This window comes from Pseudomonas kermanshahensis, assembly GCF_014269205.2.
Lineage (GTDB): Bacteria > Pseudomonadota > Gammaproteobacteria > Pseudomonadales > Pseudomonadaceae > Aquipseudomonas > Aquipseudomonas kermanshahensis.
Map to the genome: position 1 here is coordinate 1,699,649 of NZ_JABWRY020000001.1, position 19,780 is coordinate 1,719,428.

General features: G+C 61.5%; 24 protein-coding genes and 2 tRNA genes. 14 read left to right on the top strand and 12 right to left on the bottom strand.

What is annotated here, in order from left to right:
* Positions 1 to 13 precede the first annotated feature (13 nt).
* A complete protein-coding gene (locus HU764_RS07790; protein ID WP_186681159.1) occupies positions 14 to 727 on the bottom strand; it encodes a histidine phosphatase family protein in 714 nt (237 codons plus the stop codon).
* Between the two features lie 198 nt (positions 728 to 925).
* Between HU764_RS07790 and sohB the strand changes: the two genes are divergently transcribed.
* The 4 genes from sohB to HU764_RS28065 all read left to right on the top strand — a co-directional run bounded on the left by sohB (position 926) and on the right by HU764_RS28065 (position 3,133).
* Positions 926 to 1,945 (top strand): protease SohB, encoded by a 1,020-nt coding sequence (gene sohB, locus HU764_RS07795; protein WP_186681240.1) that lies wholly within the window; start codon positions 926 to 928, stop codon positions 1,943 to 1,945.
* Positions 1,946 to 2,098: 153 nt separating this feature from the next.
* Positions 2,099 to 2,172 (top strand) — tRNA-Cys (locus HU764_RS07800).
* Between the two features lie 445 nt (positions 2,173 to 2,617).
* Entirely contained in the window at positions 2,618 to 2,842 is a 225-nt protein-coding gene (locus HU764_RS07805; protein ID WP_027592688.1) for a hypothetical protein, read from the top strand.
* 111 nt (positions 2,843 to 2,953) lie between these two features.
* Complete coding sequence (locus HU764_RS28065; RefSeq protein WP_369124820.1) at positions 2,954 to 3,133, top strand: hypothetical protein; 180 nt, start codon at positions 2,954 to 2,956, stop codon at positions 3,131 to 3,133.
* Positions 3,134 to 3,178: 45 nt separating this feature from the next.
* Here HU764_RS28065 and HU764_RS07810 read toward each other — a convergent pair whose 3' ends face one another.
* Positions 3,179 to 3,430: a hypothetical protein gene (locus tag HU764_RS07810; protein WP_186704066.1), complete on the bottom strand. Its 252-nt coding sequence runs from the start codon at positions 3,428 to 3,430 to the stop codon at positions 3,179 to 3,181.
* A 366-nt stretch (positions 3,431 to 3,796) separates the two neighbouring features.
* Here HU764_RS07810 and HU764_RS07815 point away from each other — a divergent pair, with 366 nt between their 5' ends.
* Positions 3,797 to 3,994: a hypothetical protein gene (locus HU764_RS07815; protein ID WP_085273068.1), complete on the top strand. Its 198-nt coding sequence runs from the start codon at positions 3,797 to 3,799 to the stop codon at positions 3,992 to 3,994.
* A gap of 1 nt (position 3,995) precedes the next feature.
* Here the strand turns inward: HU764_RS07815 and HU764_RS07820 are convergent, their stop codons facing one another.
* Complete coding sequence (locus tag HU764_RS07820) at positions 3,996 to 4,409, bottom strand: DoxX family protein (RefSeq protein WP_099454684.1); 414 nt, start codon at positions 4,407 to 4,409, stop codon at positions 3,996 to 3,998.
* A gap of 104 nt (positions 4,410 to 4,513) precedes the next feature.
* Positions 4,514 to 4,598 (bottom strand) — tRNA-Leu (locus HU764_RS07825).
* 276 nt (positions 4,599 to 4,874) lie between these two features.
* Between HU764_RS07825 and HU764_RS07830 the strand changes: the two genes are divergently transcribed.
* The 3 genes from HU764_RS07830 to HU764_RS07840 are packed head-to-tail and all read left to right on the top strand — an operon-like array spanning position 4,875 to position 7,851.
* A complete protein-coding gene (locus tag HU764_RS07830; RefSeq protein ID WP_186704065.1) occupies positions 4,875 to 6,011 on the top strand; it encodes a two-component system sensor histidine kinase NtrB in 1,137 nt (378 codons plus the stop codon).
* A 29-nt stretch (positions 6,012 to 6,040) separates the two neighbouring features.
* A complete protein-coding gene (locus tag HU764_RS07835) occupies positions 6,041 to 7,486 on the top strand; it encodes an ATPase domain-containing protein (RefSeq protein WP_186681153.1) in 1,446 nt (481 codons plus the stop codon).
* An 11-nt stretch (positions 7,487 to 7,497) separates the two neighbouring features.
* On the top strand, positions 7,498 to 7,851 hold the full coding sequence (locus HU764_RS07840) for a response regulator (protein WP_186681151.1): 354 nt from the start codon (positions 7,498 to 7,500) through the stop codon (positions 7,849 to 7,851).
* 46 nt (positions 7,852 to 7,897) lie between these two features.
* Here HU764_RS07840 and csrA read toward each other — a convergent pair whose 3' ends face one another.
* The 8 genes from csrA to HU764_RS07880 all read right to left on the bottom strand — a co-directional run bounded on the left by csrA (position 7,898) and on the right by HU764_RS07880 (position 13,675).
* The gene (gene csrA / locus HU764_RS07845; protein ID WP_099454680.1) at positions 7,898 to 8,095 is read right to left on the bottom strand and encodes a carbon storage regulator CsrA; all 198 of its coding nucleotides are present in this window, start codon (positions 8,093 to 8,095) and stop codon (positions 7,898 to 7,900) included.
* A gap of 253 nt (positions 8,096 to 8,348) precedes the next feature.
* Positions 8,349 to 9,371, bottom strand: a complete 1,023-nt coding sequence (locus HU764_RS07850; RefSeq protein ID WP_186704064.1) for a DNA topoisomerase IB — start codon at positions 9,369 to 9,371, stop codon at positions 8,349 to 8,351.
* 57 nt (positions 9,372 to 9,428) lie between these two features.
* Positions 9,429 to 10,520, bottom strand: coding sequence for a molybdenum ABC transporter ATP-binding protein (gene modC, locus HU764_RS07855; RefSeq protein ID WP_186704063.1), 1,092 nt, complete (start codon positions 10,518 to 10,520; stop codon positions 9,429 to 9,431).
* A 1-nt stretch (position 10,521) separates the two neighbouring features.
* Positions 10,522 to 11,202 (bottom strand): molybdate ABC transporter permease subunit, encoded by a 681-nt coding sequence (gene modB, locus HU764_RS07860; protein ID WP_027592679.1) that lies wholly within the window; start codon positions 11,200 to 11,202, stop codon positions 10,522 to 10,524.
* Positions 11,202 to 11,960, bottom strand: a complete 759-nt coding sequence (modA, locus tag HU764_RS07865; RefSeq protein WP_186704062.1) for a molybdate ABC transporter substrate-binding protein — start codon at positions 11,958 to 11,960, stop codon at positions 11,202 to 11,204. The genes modB and modA overlap by 1 nt, the downstream gene beginning before the upstream one ends.
* Before the next feature lie 106 nt (positions 11,961 to 12,066).
* Complete coding sequence (locus HU764_RS07870; RefSeq protein WP_186704061.1) at positions 12,067 to 13,143, bottom strand: NAD(P)H-dependent flavin oxidoreductase; 1,077 nt, start codon at positions 13,141 to 13,143, stop codon at positions 12,067 to 12,069.
* Positions 13,144 to 13,194: 51 nt separating this feature from the next.
* Positions 13,195 to 13,365 carry a hypothetical protein gene (locus HU764_RS07875; protein WP_186681143.1) on the bottom strand — a complete coding sequence of 57 codons (171 nt, stop codon included), beginning with the start codon at positions 13,363 to 13,365 and terminating at the stop codon, positions 13,195 to 13,197.
* A 7-nt stretch (positions 13,366 to 13,372) separates the two neighbouring features.
* Positions 13,373 to 13,675, bottom strand: a complete 303-nt coding sequence (locus tag HU764_RS07880) for a DUF1883 domain-containing protein (protein WP_027592676.1) — start codon at positions 13,673 to 13,675, stop codon at positions 13,373 to 13,375.
* A 160-nt stretch (positions 13,676 to 13,835) separates the two neighbouring features.
* Between HU764_RS07880 and HU764_RS07885 the strand changes: the two genes are divergently transcribed.
* The 6 genes from HU764_RS07885 (at position 13,836) to gorA (ending at position 19,705) form a co-directional block, all read left to right on the top strand.
* Positions 13,836 to 14,195, top strand: a complete 360-nt coding sequence (locus HU764_RS07885; protein WP_027592675.1) for a hypothetical protein — start codon at positions 13,836 to 13,838, stop codon at positions 14,193 to 14,195.
* 145 nt (positions 14,196 to 14,340) lie between these two features.
* Positions 14,341 to 14,991 (top strand): c-type cytochrome, encoded by a 651-nt coding sequence (locus HU764_RS07890; protein ID WP_186681141.1) that lies wholly within the window; start codon positions 14,341 to 14,343, stop codon positions 14,989 to 14,991.
* Positions 14,988 to 15,902, top strand: a complete 915-nt coding sequence (locus tag HU764_RS07895; RefSeq protein WP_186681139.1) for a c-type cytochrome — start codon at positions 14,988 to 14,990, stop codon at positions 15,900 to 15,902. Before HU764_RS07890 ends, HU764_RS07895 begins: the two co-directional genes overlap by 4 nt.
* A gap of 101 nt (positions 15,903 to 16,003) precedes the next feature.
* Positions 16,004 to 17,365 carry a UDP-glucose dehydrogenase family protein gene (locus tag HU764_RS07900; protein WP_186704060.1) on the top strand — a complete coding sequence of 454 codons (1,362 nt, stop codon included), beginning with the start codon at positions 16,004 to 16,006 and terminating at the stop codon, positions 17,363 to 17,365.
* A 47-nt stretch (positions 17,366 to 17,412) separates the two neighbouring features.
* Entirely contained in the window at positions 17,413 to 18,252 is an 840-nt protein-coding gene (gene galU, locus HU764_RS07905) for a UTP--glucose-1-phosphate uridylyltransferase GalU (protein WP_027592671.1), read from the top strand.
* A gap of 97 nt (positions 18,253 to 18,349) precedes the next feature.
* A complete protein-coding gene (gene gorA / locus HU764_RS07910) occupies positions 18,350 to 19,705 on the top strand; it encodes a glutathione-disulfide reductase (protein ID WP_186681135.1) in 1,356 nt (451 codons plus the stop codon).
* The last annotated feature ends 75 nt before the right edge of the window (positions 19,706 to 19,780 follow it).

Genomic DNA, 19,780 nt, shown 5'->3' on the forward strand with positions numbered 1-19,780 from the left:
CAACAAGCCGGGCTCATCGGTAGGTGACAAGCTCCGGCGCCCTCAACAGCTGCACGTGGGCTTGGCTGTTGAAGGAGGCCAGTGCCACGTCGCGGCCGCGAAACTTCAGTTGGCTGAGCGACGTGTTGATGATCTGCCAGTTCAGCGCGAAGGCTTGGCTGGGGGTAATGCCGGTAACCAGATGGAGCAGGGCCGCAATGGTGCCGCCGGAGGTGAAGATGGCGATGTTGTCGCCACTGCCCGCGCCTTCGAGCACACGCTGCAGGCCACGCTGGACGCGCGCGGTGAAGGCCTGCCAAGTCTCCAGGCCATCGTTGGCAGGATGATCGCCCGCGTGCCAGCGCTGCACCATCAGCGCGAACAGGCGCTGGAATTCGCTGCGATGCTGCGCGCCATTGCGCAGGATGTGCAGGGCATCGGGTTCTTGCGCCAGCAGGCCGGGCAGCAGGGCACGGATCACACCATCGGCATCGAACTCATTGAATGCCGCATCGGTCTCAACAGCCGGAACCGGGCAGCCTGTGGCGTGCAAGGCCTCCAGGGCCAGGCGTGCGGTGTCCTGCTGGCGGCGCAGGTCGCCGGCCACGCAACGATCCAGCTGCACATCGAGGAGTGCCAGGTGTTCACCCAGGGCTTGGCTCTGACGCACACCGATGGTCGAGAGGACGTCGTAGTCCTCGGCACCGAAGGAGGCTTGGCCATGTCGGATCAGGTAGAGGTTGCCCACGGAGGTATCCGGCCTGTTGGAGGTTGCTGCGAGGTTAGGATGTGCCACACAGGCTGTCAACGAAAAAACATACAAGCGTTTGAAAAGGTTGTTTGAACTGTGTTGCCAGCGTTTACACCGGCTGGCAGCGCCTCAGGCGCACCGGTATGCTTGCAGCAGTTACGCGCCGAACTGGCGCTGGTCTATGAAGGAGTCAACGTGGAGTTTCTTGCCGAATACGCAAGCTTTCTCGCCAAAACCGCCACCCTGGTGATTGCCATCCTGGTCGTGCTGTCGGCCATCGCCGGTTTGCGCGGTAAAGGGCGGCGCAAACCGGGCGGGCAATTGCAGGTCACCCGCCTCAACGAGTTCTATAAAGAGCTGCGTGAGCGCCTGGAGTCGGGCCTGCTCGACAAGGCCCAGCTCAAGGCGCTGCGCAAGCAGCAGGCCAAGGCGGAAAAACAGCAGAAAAAAGGCAAGGCCGAAGAAAAGGGCCGGGTCTTCGTGCTCGATTTCGATGGCGACATCAAGGCCTCGGCCACCGAGAGCCTGCGCAACGAAATCACCGCGCTGCTGACCCTCGCCACCCCGCAGGACGAAGTAGTGCTGCGCCTGGAGAGTGGCGGTGGCCTGGTACACAGCTACGGCCTGGCGGCTTCGCAGCTGGCGCGTATTCGCCAGGCGGGCATCCCGCTGACCGTGTGCATCGACAAGGTGGCGGCCAGCGGTGGTTATATGATGGCCTGCATTGGCGAGAAGATCGTCAGCGCGCCCTTTGCCGTGCTGGGTTCGATTGGTGTGGTGGCGCAACTGCCTAATGTCAATCGCCTGTTGAAGAAGCACGACATCGATTTCGAAGTGCTCACAGCGGGCGAATACAAGCGCACCCTCACTGTGTTCGGCGAAAACACCGAAAAGGGCAGGGAGAAATTCCAGGAAGACCTGGACATTACCCACCAGCTGTTCAAGGACTTTGTCTCGCGCTATCGCCCGCAGTTACACATCGACGAAGTGTCCACCGGCGAAGTCTGGCTGGGCGTGGCGGCTCTCAACCGCAAGCTGGTTGACGAGCTGCAGACCAGCGACGAGTACCTCAGCGACCGCGCCCGCAACGCCAACCTGTTCCACCTGCACTACGCCGAACGCAAGAGCTTGCAGGAACGTATCGGCATGGCTGCCAGCGGCACGGTGGAGAACACTGTGGTGGGGCTTTGGAGCAAACTCGGCCGCTTGCGCTAACACCTTGAACCCCTTGAAATTTTTTTATGTTCAGGGGGTTGCAAGGTTCGATGATTGAAGACATAATGGCGCCCATCGAAACGCAGCGAACTTTGAAAAAGGTTCAGTGTTTCAAGGAGATAGCAAAGCGCAAGCAGCTAGATCCGACTTTGAGGCCGAGTAGCAAAGTGGTTATGCTCCGGATTGCAAATCCGTCTACGCCGGTTCGATTCCGACCTCGGCCTCCATTATTCGAAAGCCCCGCAGATTAACGTCTGCGGGGTTTTTCTTTGTGGGGCGGAAAATACAGAAGCCCCTTGAGGCGTGACGCCTAAGCTCAGTACGTGTTGGGCTTTTCCGTTTTTAGCGACAGGGTTATTTTTCAAGGTGTACCGACTGTTGCGATTCACAAAAAAGAAACTCTCCAGAGCGCTGCGAAAGTGGTTCGTCTACCTCGCTGTTGCAGGTGTCGCGGGCAATTCCAGCCGATTGTTCGACCACCTTTCCCTGTGGAAACCCTGGCGTTTAGCTAAGGGCGTTGTCGCAGGCCTCATTGCCTTTTGATGACGTTTTATACTGAAAGGGCTACTGCAGCATGAAGCGGTGTGCCAGGGTGGAAATTTATAAGTAGCGCTTCCGACTCTGGAGGAGTATTGATGGCTTCCCGGCGCAATGTCGGAGGGAGTCACCTCAATGGATCGCAAGCCAAGCAATCAGGAAGTCGCTGTGGCGATCGGCATTAGCGAAGCGGAAGTCATTCGGTACAGAAGCGAGACGTTGTTGCTCGGCGATGGGTCATGGCTCATTCACTTCACATTCTTGATGCCCAAAGAGCTTCGGTTCGGCCTGACCGGGAGCTTTACCCACATCTTGAAAGCGGCGCCGCCGGCCGGTGACCGGCGAGTGGAGGCCCTGTAACGGCAGGCACTGGTGGCAAGGGCAGGGGATTTCGCCCATTCTGTGGCCGATGCAGCGTATAGTGACAAACGAGTTGCTGCATTTCAGTGACTCCTCTATCGAGGTTCAGTCATGAATGCCTCCCATCAGTCCCCCACGCACAAAGCCCACCTGCGGCTAGACGAGCAGATCAAAGCATTCCTTTCTAAGGGCGGAGCCATCCAGGAAGTGGCGTCTGGCATTGGTGCATCCGATCGTGTCGGCCCCAAGCTGCCATCGGCGAGGTGGCCCAGCTCCAAAGTCGTCAGATAAGGCGAATGGGGTCGCACAGCGACCCCAATGACGGCTGAAGAAACGTTATTGAGGTGGGTAGCGTGCCAAGTCCGCTTCCAGCTTTTCAGCGTCGCCTACCCGCTTGCGCACTTCGGCGTAAAACTGCTGGCTTTGGTTCTGAAACCGAATGTAGTCGCGGTCGCACGCTTCTTGCGCGGCCGTGAGTTCGTGGCCGGCAAGCCCCTGGGTGGATCGGCGTGACAGGATGTAGGCCTGCCAGCAGTTCTCTACTTTGAGCAACCCGCGAGCGAACGCTTTTGTCTCGATTGTCGCCATTGGAGCACCCTCTTTGCGCCGAAAATCGGCACGTCGGTGTGGATCGCCAGAGCGACGATGGGCAATGTGTGGAAAAGCCGAATACCCGAGTATCGGATAGTGGAGCTTAGTGGGTTTTGAAGGTTGCGCTCGTTGGTCAGCCGCTCGATCTCAAACGCGCTAAAAATCTCAAGCCAGGCCCTTCGCCCCGCATCAAAAAATCACCGCCCAAAAAAAGCCCGCCATGAAAAGGCGGGCAAATAACGTTTGAAGGGAGAGCCTGCAGACTGCGCCCGCTCCGTTAACTCAGCATTAAGCCGCAACCCATTGACCTCGCCCCCTGTTCAGCCTATACAAGCCTCCCGCCATTCCAGGAGCCCGCCCCGCATGCGCGACGAAGACGATCTGCACGAGCCCGAGCATGACCACCTGCTCGACCACGAATTCCTTTACGACGGCATCGACCCCGAGGCAGACGCCCAAGGCGCCGAAGACCCTGTCGAGGAGGATGAGGAAACGCTGGATGACCTCGATGACGAGGAACGTGATCACCCAGCCTGGTTCGACGACTGCGAAGACGCGTGAGTCAGCGACGGTCCAGCGAGAAGCGGCCGGGGCCACTCACGGCCAGCAACAGCAAGCCGCCAATGATGCTCAGGTTTTTCAGGAACTGGGTCATGTTGGCGCTGCGCTCGGGGTCGACCATGTTCCAGAACGGGTGGCCGATCAATGCGGTGCCCAGCACGAACAGTGCAAACAGGAAGGCCAGCGGGCGCGTGTAGAACCCCAGAATCAGCACGATGCCGACGAAAAACTCCATGATCACCGCAACGGCTGCGGCAACTGTAGGGGCGGGGGCGCCGAGCGAGGTCATGTAGCTGACCGTGCCTTCAAAGCCGGTCAACTTGGCCCACCCGGACACAACAAACAGAATCATCAGCAGAATGCGGGCAACCAGGATGATGAAGTCGCGTTGACCATCGAACAGGGAGTAGCGCATGGCGGCATACCAGTGGACGGGGACAAGCTCCACTCTAGCAGTTACACCGAAGATTTCCGCTGGGCAGCAAAAAGGCGCCACCAGGGCGCCTTTTCGAAGGAATTTGGTGCGAGTGGCGGGACTCGAACCCGCAAGGCTCACGCCGACAGATTTTAAGTCTGCTGTGTATACCAATTCCACCACACTCGCACTTGAATGGGCCTTGACGACCGGCGGGCTTCTAAGCAGATGTATCTAAGTAGAAAGCGCGTTGCATTCAAGCGCGCTTTATAACCCATTGTTATAGTTGAGTCAACTCCAGCACCTATTATCAAGGTGAAGTTAGCCGTGACCGCAGGCAGCAGGATTCGCCTCACTGCCTGTACTCGTCGATCGATAACACTGACAATCAGTTGCCACGGGGGCGGCTGCAGAGGACACTCCTGCTTAAACCCAATTCCTCCCCGCTGTGCCTGTGGAGTCTGCATGGTTTCAGCTGACTGTCTCGAACACCCTGTCATGCCCGCGCACCGCTATGAACAGCTGGTTCAATCGGTGGTTGACTACGCCATCTACATGCTCGACCCGACGGGGCATGTGGTGTCGTGGAACGCTGGCGCCGAACGCATCAAGGGCTACCGGGCCGATGAAGTGATCGGCCAGCATTTCTCGTTGTTCTTCACCCCCCAGGATTGCGCGCAAGGGCTCCCCGAGCGCTTGCTGCGCCAGGCGCTTGAGCAAGGCGTGGCGCAGGATGAGGGGTGGCGCGTGCGCAAGGACGGCTCGCAATTCTGGGCGCTGGCCGCGCTGGATGTGATTCGCGATGACCTTGGGCAGATCATTGGCCTGGCCAAGGTTACCCGCGACATTACCGACCGGCGCGAATCGGCACTGCAGCTCGACGCTGTGCGTGCGCAGCTGTTCCAGGCGCAGAAGCTCGAAGCGCTCGGCCAGCTGACCGGCGGGCTGGCGCATGATTTCAACAACATGCTCACGATCATCCTGAGTTCCGCCCGGCTGGCCCTGACCTCCCACGACCCGGAGCGCATCCAGCGCATGTTGCATCACATCCTCGAGGCCGGCGAGCGGGGCACCGAGCTGACCCAACAACTGCTCAGCTTTGCCCGACACCGTAAGCTGGATGTCACGCGCATCGCGCCCCTGGAGTTGATCGCTGCCACGCGTGGCTTGCTCGAGCATTCGCTGACAAGTGAAATCGACCTGCAACACCATTTGCCCGCGAGTCTGCCCGCCATCGAAGTCGATGCCGGGCAGTTGCAGATGGTGCTGCTCAATTTGCTGTTCAACGCCCGTGACGCCATTGAGGGTAAAGGCAGCATCGGCCTGGCGGTCGATGTTGTTGAACTGGCCGGGGACGTTGAAGGGTTGCGTGGCCGTTATGTGTGCTTCGAGGTGCAGGACAGCGGCAGCGGGATTGCTCCCGACGTACTGCCACGTATCTTCGAGCCTTTTTTCACCACCAAGGCCTTCGGCAAGGGCACCGGCCTTGGCCTGAGCCAGGTTTACGGTTTTGCCAAGCAGAGCAATGGCGCCATCAGCGTCGACAGCGTGCCTGGCCAAGGCACGTGCATGCGTCTTTATTTGCCCGCGTGTGACCCATAAGCGGATCACCAATTCTACAGGTACACACCATGGCACAAGCACTCAAGCGGCTGGTGACGGGGATCGAAGGGCTCGATGCCCTGCTCAAGGGCGGGCTGGTCGCGGGCGCGTCCTACATCGTTCAAGGCCCGCCTGGCGCGGGTAAAACCATCCTCGCCAATCAATTGGCCTGTGGCCACGTACAGGGTGGCGGCAGGGTGTTGGTGGCGACGTTGCTCAGTGAATCGCACGAGCGGCTGTTCCAATATCTTGGGACGCTGGCGTTTTTTGATCCGACCCTGGTGGGCGACCAGATTCAATTTGTCAGTGCCTTCGATACCCTGGAGCAGGAAGGGCTCGATGCCGTGGTCAAGCTGCTGCGCCAGGAAATCAACCGGCAGCAGGCCAGCCTGCTGATCGTCGATGGGGTGCTCAATGCCCGCGTGCGCGCCGAAACGACCCTGGACACCAAGAAATTCGTCTCGGAACTGCAAGGCCACGCCGCCTTTGCCGGCTGCACCCTGCTGTTGTTGACCAGCGCCCGGCTGGACGAGGGTAGCCCGGAGCACACCATGGTCGATGGTGTGCTCGAACTGGGCGAGCAACTGGTGGGCAGCCGTGCCGTGCGCCATATTCAACTGCGCAAGACGCGTGGTAGCGCAGCCCTGTCGGGGCGCCATGAATGCTTGATCGATGAAGCGGGCATGCATGTTTTTCCACGTCTTGAATCGCTGTTCAGCCACCCCAGCCACCTGGGCAACGCCAGCCTGAGCCGTGTTTCTTCGGGCATTCCCAGCCTGGATGAAATGCTCGACGGCGGGCTGGCTACAGGCTCCGTTAGCCTGATCATGGGGCCCTCCGGTATCGGCAAGACGTCACTGGGCCTGGCCTTTCTTGGTGCGTGCACGAAAGAAGCGCCTGGTGTGCATTTTGGATTCTACGAAACACCCGAACGCCTGCGCCTCAAGGCGCTATCGCTTGGCTACGATTTTGCCGCTCTGGAACGCGAAGGTGCGCTGCAGCTGTGCTGGCAGCCCACCACGGAGGGTTTGCTGGACCAGGTTGGTGCGCGCTTACTGGCGCGTGTAGAGGCCCAACGCAGCAAGCGTGTGGTGATCGACAGCCTGGGCGCCTTCAGCCGTTTGGCAATTGACCCGACTCGGCTCAACGCGTTTTTCCGCGCCTTGACCGGCGAGTTGCGGGCGCGAGACGTCAGTGTGCTGCTGACCTGGGAGATGCGTGACATGTTCGGGTCGGAAATCATGGCCCCGGCACCGGACCTGTCGAGCATCGTCGACAACTTGATGCTGATGCGTTTCGTCGAACTGGGTTCCCAGCTGCGGCGCATGCTGTCGATTCTCAAGGTGCGTGACAGCCACCATGACCCCGCGCTGCACGAGCTGTTGCTCGGCCCGCAGGGCATTACCTTGCGCAAGGCCTTCGAGGGCGCCAGCGGCGTGCTCTCGGGGACGCCGGTGCAGCAAGGCGGCGGGTGACGGGGCGGCTGATGAACACCATTCTGATCGTCGATGACGAATACCTGATCGCCGACATCCTCGGCTTTGCCCTGGAGGATGAAGGTTATCTGGTGGAAAAGGCGAGCAATGGCCTCAAGGCGCTGGAAGCACTGAAGGAAAAACGCGTCGAGCTGGTGATCACCGACTACATGATGCCGTTGCTCAATGGTGAAGAGCTGGCACGCAGGATGCGCGAGGAGCTGCAGCTGAGCGACTTGCCGGTCATCCTCATGAGCGGCGCGCAGGCCAGCCAAGGATGCCCGGAGCTGTTCGCCGCGGTGTTCGACAAGCCCTTCGATATGGACAGGATGATCGCCAAGGTGCGCGAACTGCTGGGCAACTGAGACGCAGGTCGATCAAGCGCATCCGTGCGGCTTGAGGCAGTGCCGCTCAGTGCGGCTCGTCGTGCTTTTCCGGGGCTGGGTTGCCAGCCTGGATACGCTTGAAGATTTCTTCGCGGTGCACCTGAACATCTTTCGGTGCATCGATGCCAATCCTCACCTGCATCCCTTTGACGCCCAGAATGGTGACTTTGATGTCATCGTTGATGACGATGCTTTCGCCAACCTTACGGGTGAGTATCAGCATGTAGTTCTCCTTGGTAATGTTGAAATCCGTCGGGCTAATTGCCGCGGCGGTGGGAGCCAGTCCCTCTTCCTTCTCATTAAAGACGCTTTCGGCGGATAGGAATTCCCCGACAGACAAATTCTGTTGCGTATCTTCAGGTGCAGGCGCCGGTAACTGCCGCAAGCGGTGTCCCGGCGAAGGTGCTCGGTGGCAAGAATAGGGGGGTTCAGCCCGGATGGGAAATTTCTCTGCATCATGGCCTAAATAGACAGTGTCAATGATCGTCCTGTTCCTCCAGCGCCTGCAGAAATAACAGCAGCGCCACTTCTTCTGGATCCAGGCCTTTGCGATTACGTTTGCGGGGCAAACTGGCCAGGCGGCCGAGGGCAAAGTGTTCCAGCACGGCCGGGTGGATGTAGCAGCGCCGGCATACCGCCGGGGTATTGCCCAGGCGCGTGGCGACCTGCTTGACGATGGCAGCGACCTGGCGTTTCGCTTCGGTTTCCGGCTCCCATGCCAGCGGCCTGAGCAGGTTCAGCGCAAGGCTGCTGCCAGCCCAGGTGCGGTAGTCTTTGGCGGTAAAGTCAGCGCCAGTAAGCGCCTGCAAGAACTGGTTGATATCGCTGGAACCGATGCTGTGGCGTTGCCCCTCTTCGTCGAGGTACTGGAACAGCGCTTGGCCCGGCAGCTCCATGCAGCGCTTGAGTAGGTTGGCCAGGCGCCTGTCGTGCAGGGTGACATCGTGCTCGACGCCGCGCTTGCCGCGGAACTGGAAGCGGATGGTGCCGCCTTGCACCTTGACGTGACGGTTGCGCAGCGTGGTCAACCCGTATGACTGGTTGTCACGCAGGTAACGCTGGTTGCCGATGCGGATCAGGGTGTGGTCCAGCAGGCTGACGACCAGTGCCATCACCTTTTCCCGGTCCAGGCCCGGTCTGGCCAGGTGGGTCTCCAGTTGCGAGCGCAATTTCGGCAGTGCCTGGGCAAATGCCAACATGCGCCCGTATTTGTGCTGGTCGCGCAGTTCGCGCCATTGCTCATGGTAGCGGTACTGCTTGCGGCCACGGGCGTCGCGGCCGGTGGCTTGCAGATGGCCTTGCGGGTCGGCGCAGATCCACACATCGCTGTAGGCTGGGGGGATCACCAGTGCGGCAATGCGTGCGAGGGTGTCGGGGTCGCGAACCCGCTGCCCCTCGGTGTCCAGGTAGATGAAGCGGTCGCGCCAGCGCCGTCGGCTCAGGCCAGGTTGGCTGTCGTCAACGTAATGCAGGGTGCGGGGCAGGGGGCAGTCGAGCATCGGCGGCAGGCCTCGATCAGGTCTCTGATCAATGGACAACGGTCGCGTCCGGGTTGCTCAGCCCAATAAAGCCACCGACTTGATCTGGGCGATCAGGGCCTGGCCTGGGTACAGGTCAAGCTGGTCTGCCGAGAAGCGGGTGATGCGCGCCAGCAAGGCATTGCCCCCGGCATCCAGGCTCACCAGCACATGGGCCGGATTGTCTGCCGGGCGGGTTTCGCGCACCTGTACCGGCAACCGGTTGAGAATGCTGGAGGCGCTGTCCGCCGTCAGGGCCAGGCTCACGTCGCGCGCCTGCACCTTTACCCGCAGGGTGCTGCCCATGACGTGAGCGGGGTGGGCAATGCGCAGTATCGGCGCGCCGTTGCCGGGCAGACGAAGGTCGAGCAGGTCGTAATGGGGGTCATGCCCGACTACCAGGCCTTCGAACACCACACCGGCATCTTCGCCCTGGGCCAGCGACAGGTCCAGGCGTGCAAGCGTTTCGCCAATCGGGCCGCTGGCCACGGCCTGGCCTTGCTCCAGCAACACCAGGTGGTCGGCAAGGCGCGCTACTTCGTCCTGGGCATGGCTGACATACACCAGCGGAATATCCAGCTCGTCATGCAGGCGCTCCAGGTACGGCAGGATTTCGCGCTTGCGCGGCCCATCGAGGGCAGCCAACGGCTCGTCCATCAACAACAGCCGTGGGCTGCTCAGCAGCGCGCGTGCGATACCGACCCGCTGCGCCTCACCGCCGGACAACGTGGCGGGCCGACGTGCGAGCAGGTGGCCGATGCCCAGCAACTGGCAGGCCTGCTCAAGGCTGACCTTGCGCTCGCTGGGCGCGACCCTGCGCCAGCCAAACTCCAGGTTGCCGCGCACCGACACGTGCGGGAACAGGCTGGCTTCCTGGAATACATAGCCCACCGGGCGCAGGTGAGGCGCTTGAAAATAGCCGCGGCTGCTGTCTTCCCAGACCTCGCCGTTTACTTCGATGTAGGCGCTGGCGGCGCGCTCCAGCCCCGCCAGGCAGCGCAGGCAGGAGGTTTTGCCAGACCCGGAATGGCCGAACAGCGCGCTGATCCCGCGCCCAGGCAGTTGCAGGTCGACATCCAGGGTAAAGTCGTCGCGCGCCAGCTTCAGGCGCGCCACAATCGATGCAGTCATTTCAGCTCCAGCCAGCTTTGCCGCGGCGCCCAGCGTACAGCAGGAGCAGCACCAAGAACGAGAACACCAGCATGGCACCGGCCAGCCAGTGGGCTTGCGCATACTCCATGGCCTCGACGTGATCGAAGATCTGCACCGAGACCACGCGGGTTTTGTCGGGGATGTTGCCACCGATCATCAGCACCACGCCAAACTCGCCCACGGTATGGGCAAAGCCCAGAATGCTGGCGGTGATGAACCCGGGGCGGGCCAGCGGCAGTACCACATGGACGAAGGTGTCCCATGGGCTGGCGCGCAGGGTGGCAGCGACTTCCAGCGGCCGCTGGCCGATGGCGCCAAAGGCGTTTTGCAAAGGTTGCACCACAAAGGGCATGGAGTAAATCACCGAGCCGATCACCAACCCGCTGAAGCTGAATACCACGCTGCCCAGCCCCAATGCCTGGGTGGCCTGGCCAAGCCAGCCATGGGGCCCGAGGGCGATCAGCAGGTAAAAGCCGATGACCGTCGGTGGCAGCACCAGCGGCAGGGCCACCACCGCGCCCACCGGCCCACGCAGCCAAGAGCGCGTGCGCGCCAGCCACCAAGCGATGGGCGTGCCGACGATCAGCAGGATCAAGGTGGTCAGGCTGGCCAGTTTGATGGTCAGCCAGATGGCACCCAGGTCACTGGCGTCCAGTGGCATCAGAGTTCATAACCGTAGGATTTGATTACCGCGGCGGCTTTCGGGCCTTTCAGGTATTCGACCAGCGCCTTGGCAGCGGCACTGTCCTTGCCTTTGTTGAGTATCACAGCGTCCTGGCGGATCGGGTCGTGCAGGTTGGACGGCACGATCCAGGCCGAGCCGCTGGTGACTTTGCCGTCCTTGTAGATTTGCGACAGCGCGACGAAGCCCAGCTCGGCATTGCCGGTGGACACGAACTGGAAAGCCTGGGTGATGTTCTGCCCTTCGACGATCTTGCCCTGGGTGGCCTCGGTCAGTTTCAGCTTGTCGAGCGCCTGGGTCGCGGCCAGGCCGTAGGGGGCGGCTTTAGGGTTGGCGATGGACAGGTGCTTGTACGTGTTCTGCTTCAGCACGTCCCCCTTGGTATCCACGTAACCTTCTTTCGCCGACCACAGGGCCAGGGTGCCGATGGCGTAGGTGAAGCGCGAGCCTGGGACGATTTCCTTTTCCTGCTCGAGCTTGGCCGGGGTGCTGTCGTCGGCGGCGAGGAATACTTCAAACGGCGCGCCATTCTTGATCTGGGCGTAGAACTGCCCGGTAGCACCATAGGCGGCGACCAGCGTGTGGCCGGTGTCCTTTTCAAAGTCTTTGGCTATGGCCTGGATGGGGGCTGTGAAGTTCGCTGCGACCGCGACCTGGACTTCGTCGGCCCAGGCAGTGTTAAGGCAGATCAGGCTCGCCAGTGCAGTGGCGGCCAGGTGGAATGGGCGGATACGCATGAAGACAGCTCCTTGGGTTATCGTTATAGCGTGAACTATATAGCGATAGGCCATTGGCCGGGAAGGGGGCTGGACGACGACGGCGGTAATGGCCTGCACGTGCTGTTCAGCGCGATAGCGTTTGCAGTGCCTTGCTGGCAATTTCCTGGGTCAGCTCAGCTGCCGGCATGTGCCTGCCAAAGCGCAGCGCCTGGCCTGACCACAGGTTGCTGAAGTCGCTGTTGCCTTGCGGGTCGGTGATTGCACGCAGTGGCATCAGCGCGCCACCTGCCAGCGGGAAGCGCGGTGCCAGGTCGCTCATCGGCCCCAGCTCACGCATGATGCGGTTGTTGATGCCCCGCGCTGGGCGGCCGGTGAACAGGTTGGTCAGGGCCGTGTCGCTGGCGGGCGCGGTGTCCAGCGCGCGGCGGTGAGCCGCAGACACCTTGGCCTCGGGGCAGAACAGGTAGGCCGTGCCAATCTGCACGGCCGAGGCGCCCAAGGCAAGGGCCGCGACCAGGCCACGGTGGTCGGCGATGCCCCCGGCTGCAATCACAGGTACCGTGACTGCGTCGACGATCTGCGGCACCAGGGCGAAGGTGCCAATCTGGCTGGTGATGTCTTCGCTGAGGAACATGCCGCGATGGCCGCCCGCTTCATAGCCCATGGCGATGATCGCGTCGCAGCCGTTACGCTCCAGCCATAGCGCTTCTTCCACCGTGGTAGCACTGGACAGCACCTTGGCACCACTGGCCTTGACCCGTTGCAGCAGGTGGGGCTCGGGCAGGCCAAAGTGAAAGCTCACCACTTCAGGGCGCAACTGCTCGACCAGCTGGCAGCTTTGCTCATCGAATGGCGCGCGGTTGGAGACCGGGGTAGGGGCGTCGAAATCGGCACCCACCTCGTTGTAGTAAGGCTTGAGTGCCTGCTTCCAGCGCGCCTCGCGGATCGCGTCGGGCGGTGGTGGTTGGTGGCAGAAGAAGTTCAGGTTCAGCGGCCGCCCAGGGCAGCCGGCGCGGAACGCTTCGATCTCATCACGTACCTGATCACTGCTCAACATGGCGCAGGGCAGTGCGCCAAGGCCGCCTGCAGCGCCCACGGCAATGGCCATGGCCGAGCCCGTCGCACCTGCCATCGGCGCCTGCAGAATAGGCACTTCAATGCCCAGCAGATCGAGAATACGGCGGTCGGGCCAAGGACTCATGCGGGTCTCCTTGCGGGCGGCGTGATCGGTGCGGCAGTACCTGCGGGGCGTTTACAGGGCCTTGCTGACCTGGATGTCGCTGATCTTTTCGGCGTCGTCGCCGTGGATCTTGCGCAGCGCTTGCAGCGCCTGCTCCTGGGAGGCATCGCTCATGAGTGCGAAATCCCAACGGCGCGCGCCGTCGAGTTTGTATTTGATGACGTACTTGATGGTCTGGGTCATGGCGGTCTTATCTGAGTTTCGACGACGAGCGACGGATGATCTTGATCTTGTGGGTCAAGGTCGGCTTGCGCGTTACCGAGATCGGGCGCGTGGTCACGGTATCGAGGGTGATGTTCCAGAAACCGGTACTTGGAACGGTGATCTTGGCCGGGAACTTGTCGAAGGCACCACCATGGTAGGTGTGTCGACCGCCATTTTTGAAGCTGCGGAAGTTGGCGTCGTTCATCAGGCGGATGTTGCAGCGCTGGGAGCACTCGATGACGACGATATCGTCCTCGTTGAGGTGCTCGCGCTGGTGTACGAATTTCATGTGATGCTCCGCAAGGTTTGGATCTGCAAAGGCGAAAGATACCACGATGTCACGCTAAGCTGCCGCGCTCGATGGCCAGGCGTAGATAATTCTGCCAAAGCAGGGAGCAAACAGGCGTGGCTGTGGTCGAACTGGATTCTTGATGGCAGAGGTGCTGCAAATGAAGTGGATGGTGGCGGCGTTGTTCCTGGGGCTTGGGGGCTGTGTCAGCGTTTCGGAGCTTGAGCAGTCGCATGAAACGCTGGATGTGATGTCTGGCAAGACACCGCGTGAATACGCCGATTGCGTCAAGCAGAAGCTGGCCGATACCCGTGATCCGTTGGTCGAGGAGCAACGCGGTGATGGCTTGCGCCTGATCGTCCCGCAAAAGCTCACGGCCGGGGCTGGGCCGGCGGCACTGGTCGATATCGACTCGCGTGGCAGCGGCAGCAGCATCAAATTGCATGAACGGTTGAACAACTTCCCGTTGCGCCTGGGTGATGTGCGCACCGCAGCGACGCAGTGCATTTCTGGCCATTGATCTGGCGCAACGGATGCGCGGTTAAACGGCCAATCGCTGTCACCTGGTAGGTGTTGGCGTTGTTGCGACTTGCCCTACGGGTCTAGTATCCATTTGCTTATGTTTTTTAAGCCTAAGCTTATAACAAAAGAAATGGAGATTCGTGATGACCCCGTTGAGTCGAGTCGTGATCGGCAGCCTGCTGATCCTGGCCTGGCCCACGGCGCATGCCGCCGATGGCCAGAAGATCTTCACCCAGGGTGGGGCGAACCCCGCCGCCATGGCCTGTATAGGTTGCCATGGCCCAGACGGCAAGGGCATTGCCGCTGCCGGGTTCCCTCGCTTGGCCGGCCTGCCGGCCGGTTACCTCAGCAAGCAATTGCAGGATTGGCGCAATGGCACCCGCAAGCAGCCGGTCATGGAACCGCTTGCCAAGGCCCTGAGCGACGACGAAATCAAAGCTGTCAGTGCCTACCTGGCCAGCCTCCCGGCTGAGCCAGCAGCCGATCTGCGCCGCCAGCAGATAGCCGATGACCCCACCACGCGCCTGGCACTGTATGGCGACTGGGGGCGGCAGATTCCGGGGTGTGTGCAATGCCATGGCCCAGGCGGCAGCGGTGTGGGTGAGCATTTCCCACCGCTTGCAGGCCAGCCTGCGGCTTACCTGGTAGCCCAACTGAATGCCTGGCGCGACGGCAGCCGCAGCAATGACCCCAACCAACTGATGGTCGGCGTGGCCAAGGCCATGACCGATGACGAGGTCAAGGCGATTGCCGCGTTCTTCGCCCGTCCCGCCCACCCGGAGGTCACGCCATGAAGCCGATGATTCCAGCCGTGCTGCTGTTGGCCATGGGCAGTGCCCAGGCAGGCCCGATCGCCATGGAAGACCAGTCGCAGTTGAAAGTGCCGGGCGTGCAGGCCGCGCCCCAGTTCGTGCCGCCTGCCGAGAGCGAGTTGCCGGACAATGCCTTTGGCAAGATGGTCCGCCAGGGCCATGCGCTGTTTGTCGATACCCGGCGGCTGATGCCCGAAGCCGTGGGCAACGGCATGAACTGCAGCAACTGCCACCTTGATCAGGGGCGCTTGGCCCACTCTGCGCCGATGTGGGGTGCGTATCCGATGTACCCGGCGTATCGCAAGAAAAACGACAAGGTCAACACCTATGCCGAGCGTATTCAGGGGTGTTTCCAGTTCAGCATGAATGGCAAACCACCGGCGGCAGACAGCCCGCAGATGACGGCGTTGTCGGTGTATGCCTACTGGTTGTCGACCAAGGCGCCGACAGGCGTGGAGATCGCCGGGCGCGGCTACCCGGATGTCCCTCAGCCCAAGGGTGGCTATGACTTCAAGCGTGGCCAGCAGGTCTACCGTGACCAGTGTGCGATTTGCCACGGCGACAATGGCGAAGGGCAGCAGGTGGCCGGCGAGTATGTGATGCCGCCGTTGTGGGGCAAGGATTCCTACAACTGGGGTGCTGGGATGCACCGTATCAATACGGCGGCGTCCTTCATTAAATACAACATGCCGCTGGGCAAGCCTGGCAGCCTGAGCGATGAACAGGCCTGGGATGTGGCGGCATGGATCAACCGCCATGAGCGGCCGCAGGACCCGCGGTTGGTGGAGGGCTCTATCGAGAAGACGCGGCTGAAGTTTCATGCCAATGACGGGGTGAACCTGTATGGGCAGAAGGTCGAGGGGGTGCTGATCGGGCAAGGAACCGGTAGCTGATAGGCCAGGACAGGCAACAACCGTTTTTGTCATCTACCCGTCACCGCCCTGCAACCACTGCCGGGTTGCAATGGCCGCCATCATCCTGAAGGAGCGCGGCCATGGAACTCTGTGTGATCGGGGCGGGGTATGTTGGTTTGGTGACGGCGGCCTGTTTTGCCGAAATGGGCAATCGCGTGGTCTGCCTGGAGCGCGACCCGCAGCGCCTGATGCAACTGCGCCAAGGCCACTGCCCGATCCACGAGCCAGGCCTGCAGGCGCTGTTGCACAGCGCTATGCAGGCGGGCCGGCTGGCCTTCAGCGATGACTGGCAGCAAGCCCTGGCCGCCGCCGAGGTGGTGTTCATCGCAGTGGGCACACCGAGCCAGGAAGACGGCTCAGCCGACCTGCAGCATGTGCTTGCCGTGGCCGACAGCCTGGGGCGACACCTGACCCACCCGTGCCTGGTGGTGAACAAGTCGACTGTTCCCGTAGGCACCGCGGAACGCGTAGCCCGACACATTGCGCTTGGCCTGCGCGAGCGTGGCGCAGGCTTTGTTGTCGAGGTGGCGAGCAACCCCGAGTTTCTCAAGGAGGGTAGCGCCCTGGAAGACTTCATGCGCCCGGACCGCATCATCATCGGCACCGACAGCGCAGCCGCCAGCCAGTGCCTGCAGCGGCTGTATGCGCCGTTTGTGCGTAACCGTGAACGCATCCTGTTGATGGCGCCGCGCGCCGCCGAATTCAGCAAATACGCCGCCAATGCCTTTCTGGCCACCAAGATCTCCTTCATCAACGAGCTGGCCGGGCTTTGCGCGCAGCTGGACGTGGATATCGAGCAGGTGCGACGAGGCATTGGCAGCGACCGGCGCATCGGCAGCCATTTCATCTATGCCGGGTGTGGCTATGGCGGCTCGTGCTTCCCCAAGGATGTCCGGGCGCTGATCCGCACCGCCGAGCAGCTTGGCTACCCGGCGGGTATTCTGCAGGCGGTGCAAGCCCGTAACGAAGTGCAGAAGACCTTGCTGTTCAAGGCGCTGCACCAGCATTTTGGCGGCTTCATGCGTGGGCGTAGCGTGGCGCTGTGGGGGTTGGCCTTCAAACCCGGTACCGACGACCTGCGCGAGGCGCCCAGCCTGGTACTGATCGACGCCTTGCTGGCGGCCGGTGCGCGGGTACAGGCCTGCGACCCGGTGGCGCTGGGCGGCATGGCAGGGCGCTACCCGCACGCCTTGGCCACTGGCCAACTGCGCCTGAGCGAAGACCCTTACGCCTGCGTCGAAGGCGCGGACGCCTTGATACTGGTGACCGAATGGAAGCAATTCAGGCAGCCGGACTTCCTACGGGTGCGGGGGCTTATGCGCATGCCAGTGGTATTCGATGGTCGCAATATTTACGATGCTCAGGAACTATCTACACTGGGTTATCTCTATCATGGCATCGGTCGGCCTCAGGTGGGGCATTGTAAGGTGACTGCCGCCTGATTAGACTGCGCCGAATTCCACAGGCCTAGCCTTCGTTAAGGACGTATATGATCAAAAAATGCTTGTTCCCGGCCGCCGGCTACGGCACCCGCTTCCTGCCCGCTACCAAAGCCATGCCCAAGGAAATGCTGCCGGTGGTCAACAAGCCGCTGATCCAGTATGGCGTTGAAGAAGCGCTGGATGCCGGGCTGAACGAGATCTCCATCGTGACTGGCCGTGGCAAGCGTGCTTTGGAAGACCACTTCGACATCAGCTACGAGCTGGAAAACCAGATCAAGGGCACCGACAAGGAAAAATACCTGGTCGGCATCCGTCGTCTGCTCAACGAGTGCTCTTTCTCCTACACCCGTCAGACCGAAATGAAGGGCCTGGGCCACGCGATCCTCACCGGCCGTCCGCTGATCGGCGACGAACCGTTCGCCGTTGTGCTGGCTGACGACCTGTGTGTCAACCCGGAAGGTGACGGTGTTCTGACCCAGATGGTCAAACTGTACAAGCAGTACCGCTGCTCGATCGTTGCCATCCAGGAAGTCGACCCGCAGGAAACCAACAAGTACGGTGTGATCGCCGGCGAGATGATCCGCGACGACATCTTCCGCGTCACCGACATGGTCGAAAAACCGGCCCCTGAGGACGCGCCATCGAACCTGGCGATCATTGGTCGCTACATCCTGACCCCGGATATCTTCGATATCATCGCCAACACCAAGCCGGGCAAAGGCGGTGAAATCCAGATCACCGACGCCCTGCTGCAGCAGGCCAAAGATGGCTGCGTGATCGCCTACAAGTTCAAGGGCAAGCGTTTCGACTGCGGTGGCGCCGAAGGCTACATCGACGCGACCAACTTCTGCTTCGAGAACTACTACAAGACGGGCAAGGCTTACTGATAAGCCTGGCAGGTCTGAGAGCCACCCTTCGGGGTGGCTTTTTTGTTTGCGGCGGCCAACGGCGGTATGCTGGGCGCCAGCCTAGGAGACTGAATAAATGGCCTACGATTTTGATCTGTTCGTGATTGGTGCCGGGTCCGGCGGTGTGCGCGCTGCGCGCTTTGCCGCGGGCTTTGGCGCGAAAGTGGCAGTGGCCGAGAGCCGCTACCTGGGCGGTACCTGCGTAAACGTCGGCTGCGTGCCGAAAAAACTGCTGGTGTATGGCGCGCACGTCGCTGACGAGCTGGAACAAGCCGCAGGCTTCGGCTGGACCCTGGAAGAAGGGCATTTCGACTGGGGCACCTTGATTGCCAACAAGAACCGGGAAATCGAGCGCCTCAACGGCATCTACCGCAACCTGCTGGTCAACAGCGGGGTGACCTTGTTGCAAGGCCATGCACGGCTGACCGGCGCCAACGAAGTGGACGTCGACGGCCAGCGCTACACGGCCGAGCACATCCTCATTGCCACTGGTGGCTGGCCGCAGGTGCCAGACATCCCAGGCAAGGAACTGGCTATCACCTCCAACGAGGCGTTCTACCTCAAGGAACTGCCCCGCCGTGTGCTGGTGGTGGGCGGTGGTTACATTGCCGTCGAGTTTGCCGGCATCTTCCAGGGCCTGGGTGCCGACACCACCTTGCTGTACCGCGGCGACCTGTTCCTGCGTGGCTTCGACGGCTCGGTGCGCACGCACCTGAAAGAAGAGCTGGAAAAACGCGGCCTCGATCTGCAGTTCAATGCGGACATCCAGCGTATCGACAAGCTGGATGACGGCAGCCTCAAGGCCACCCTCAAGGACGGCCGCGAGCTGGTTGCCGACTGTGTGTTCTACGCCACCGGTCGCCGGCCGATGCTGGACAACCTGGGCCTGGAAAACACCGGCGTCGAGCTGGATGCCCGCGGCTACATTCGCGTCGACGACCAGTACCAGACCACCGCGCCATCGATCCTCGCCATCGGCGATGTGATCGGCCGGGTGCAGCTTACCCCCGTGGCCCTGGCCGAGGGCATGGCCGTTGCACGGCGGTTGTTCAAGCCCGAGCAGTACCGCCCGGTGGACTACCAGAACATCCCCACCGCAGTGTTCAGCCAGCCGCCGATCGGTACCGTCGGCCTGACCGAAGAACAGGCGCTGGAAGCCGGGCATAAGGTGCAGATCTTCGAGAGCCGTTTCCGGGCCATGAAGCTGACCCTGACCGACATCCAGGAAAAGACCCTGATGAAGCTGGTGGTCGATGCCGAGACCGACAAGGTCCTGGGTTGCCACATGGTTGGGCCGGATGCCGGTGAGATCGTCCAGGGCCTGGGGATTGCGCTGAAGGCCGGGGCGACCAAGCAGCAGTTCGACGAGACCATCGGCGTGCACCCGACGGCAGCCGAAGAGTTCGTGACCATGCGTACCGTTACCCGCTGATAATCGCGTGTGACGACACCACCCTGTGGGAGCGGGTTTACCCGCGAAGAATACAACGCGGTGTATGGCACCGGC

Excerpts from the sequence above, each read along its gene's own strand:
- HU764_RS07805 (WP_027592688.1), top strand. The coding sequence starts at position 2,618 with ATGGATCGCAAGCCAAGCAATCAGGAAGTCGCTGTGGCGATCGGCATT.
- HU764_RS28065 (WP_369124820.1), top strand. The coding sequence starts at position 2,954 with ATGAATGCCTCCCATCAGTCCCCCACGCACAAAGCCCACCTGCGGCTA.
- HU764_RS07810 (WP_186704066.1), bottom strand. The coding sequence starts at position 3,430 with ATGGCGACAATCGAGACAAAAGCGTTCGCTCGCGGGTTGCTCAAAGTA.
- HU764_RS07815 (WP_085273068.1), top strand. The coding sequence starts at position 3,797 with ATGCGCGACGAAGACGATCTGCACGAGCCCGAGCATGACCACCTGCTC.
- HU764_RS07820 (WP_099454684.1), bottom strand. The coding sequence starts at position 4,409 with ATGCGCTACTCCCTGTTCGATGGTCAACGCGACTTCATCATCCTGGTT.
- HU764_RS07830 (WP_186704065.1), top strand. The coding sequence starts at position 4,875 with ATGGTTTCAGCTGACTGTCTCGAACACCCTGTCATGCCCGCGCACCGC.
- HU764_RS07835 (WP_186681153.1), top strand. The coding sequence starts at position 6,041 with ATGGCACAAGCACTCAAGCGGCTGGTGACGGGGATCGAAGGGCTCGAT.
- HU764_RS07840 (WP_186681151.1), top strand. The coding sequence starts at position 7,498 with ATGAACACCATTCTGATCGTCGATGACGAATACCTGATCGCCGACATC.
- csrA (WP_099454680.1), bottom strand. The coding sequence starts at position 8,095 with ATGCTGATACTCACCCGTAAGGTTGGCGAAAGCATCGTCATCAACGAT.
- HU764_RS07850 (WP_186704064.1), bottom strand. The coding sequence starts at position 9,371 with ATGCTCGACTGCCCCCTGCCCCGCACCCTGCATTACGTTGACGACAGC.
- modC (WP_186704063.1), bottom strand. The coding sequence starts at position 10,520 with ATGACTGCATCGATTGTGGCGCGCCTGAAGCTGGCGCGCGACGACTTT.
- modB (WP_027592679.1), bottom strand. The coding sequence starts at position 11,202 with ATGCCACTGGACGCCAGTGACCTGGGTGCCATCTGGCTGACCATCAAA.
- modA (WP_186704062.1), bottom strand. The coding sequence starts at position 11,960 with ATGCGTATCCGCCCATTCCACCTGGCCGCCACTGCACTGGCGAGCCTG.
- HU764_RS07870 (WP_186704061.1), bottom strand. The coding sequence starts at position 13,143 with ATGAGTCCTTGGCCCGACCGCCGTATTCTCGATCTGCTGGGCATTGAA.
- HU764_RS07875 (WP_186681143.1), bottom strand. The coding sequence starts at position 13,365 with ATGACCCAGACCATCAAGTACGTCATCAAATACAAACTCGACGGCGCG.
- HU764_RS07880 (WP_027592676.1), bottom strand. The coding sequence starts at position 13,675 with ATGAAATTCGTACACCAGCGCGAGCACCTCAACGAGGACGATATCGTC.
- HU764_RS07885 (WP_027592675.1), top strand. The coding sequence starts at position 13,836 with ATGAAGTGGATGGTGGCGGCGTTGTTCCTGGGGCTTGGGGGCTGTGTC.
- HU764_RS07890 (WP_186681141.1), top strand. The coding sequence starts at position 14,341 with ATGACCCCGTTGAGTCGAGTCGTGATCGGCAGCCTGCTGATCCTGGCC.
- HU764_RS07895 (WP_186681139.1), top strand. The coding sequence starts at position 14,988 with ATGAAGCCGATGATTCCAGCCGTGCTGCTGTTGGCCATGGGCAGTGCC.
- HU764_RS07900 (WP_186704060.1), top strand. The coding sequence starts at position 16,004 with ATGGAACTCTGTGTGATCGGGGCGGGGTATGTTGGTTTGGTGACGGCG.
- galU (WP_027592671.1), top strand. The coding sequence starts at position 17,413 with ATGATCAAAAAATGCTTGTTCCCGGCCGCCGGCTACGGCACCCGCTTC.
- gorA (WP_186681135.1), top strand. The coding sequence starts at position 18,350 with ATGGCCTACGATTTTGATCTGTTCGTGATTGGTGCCGGGTCCGGCGGT.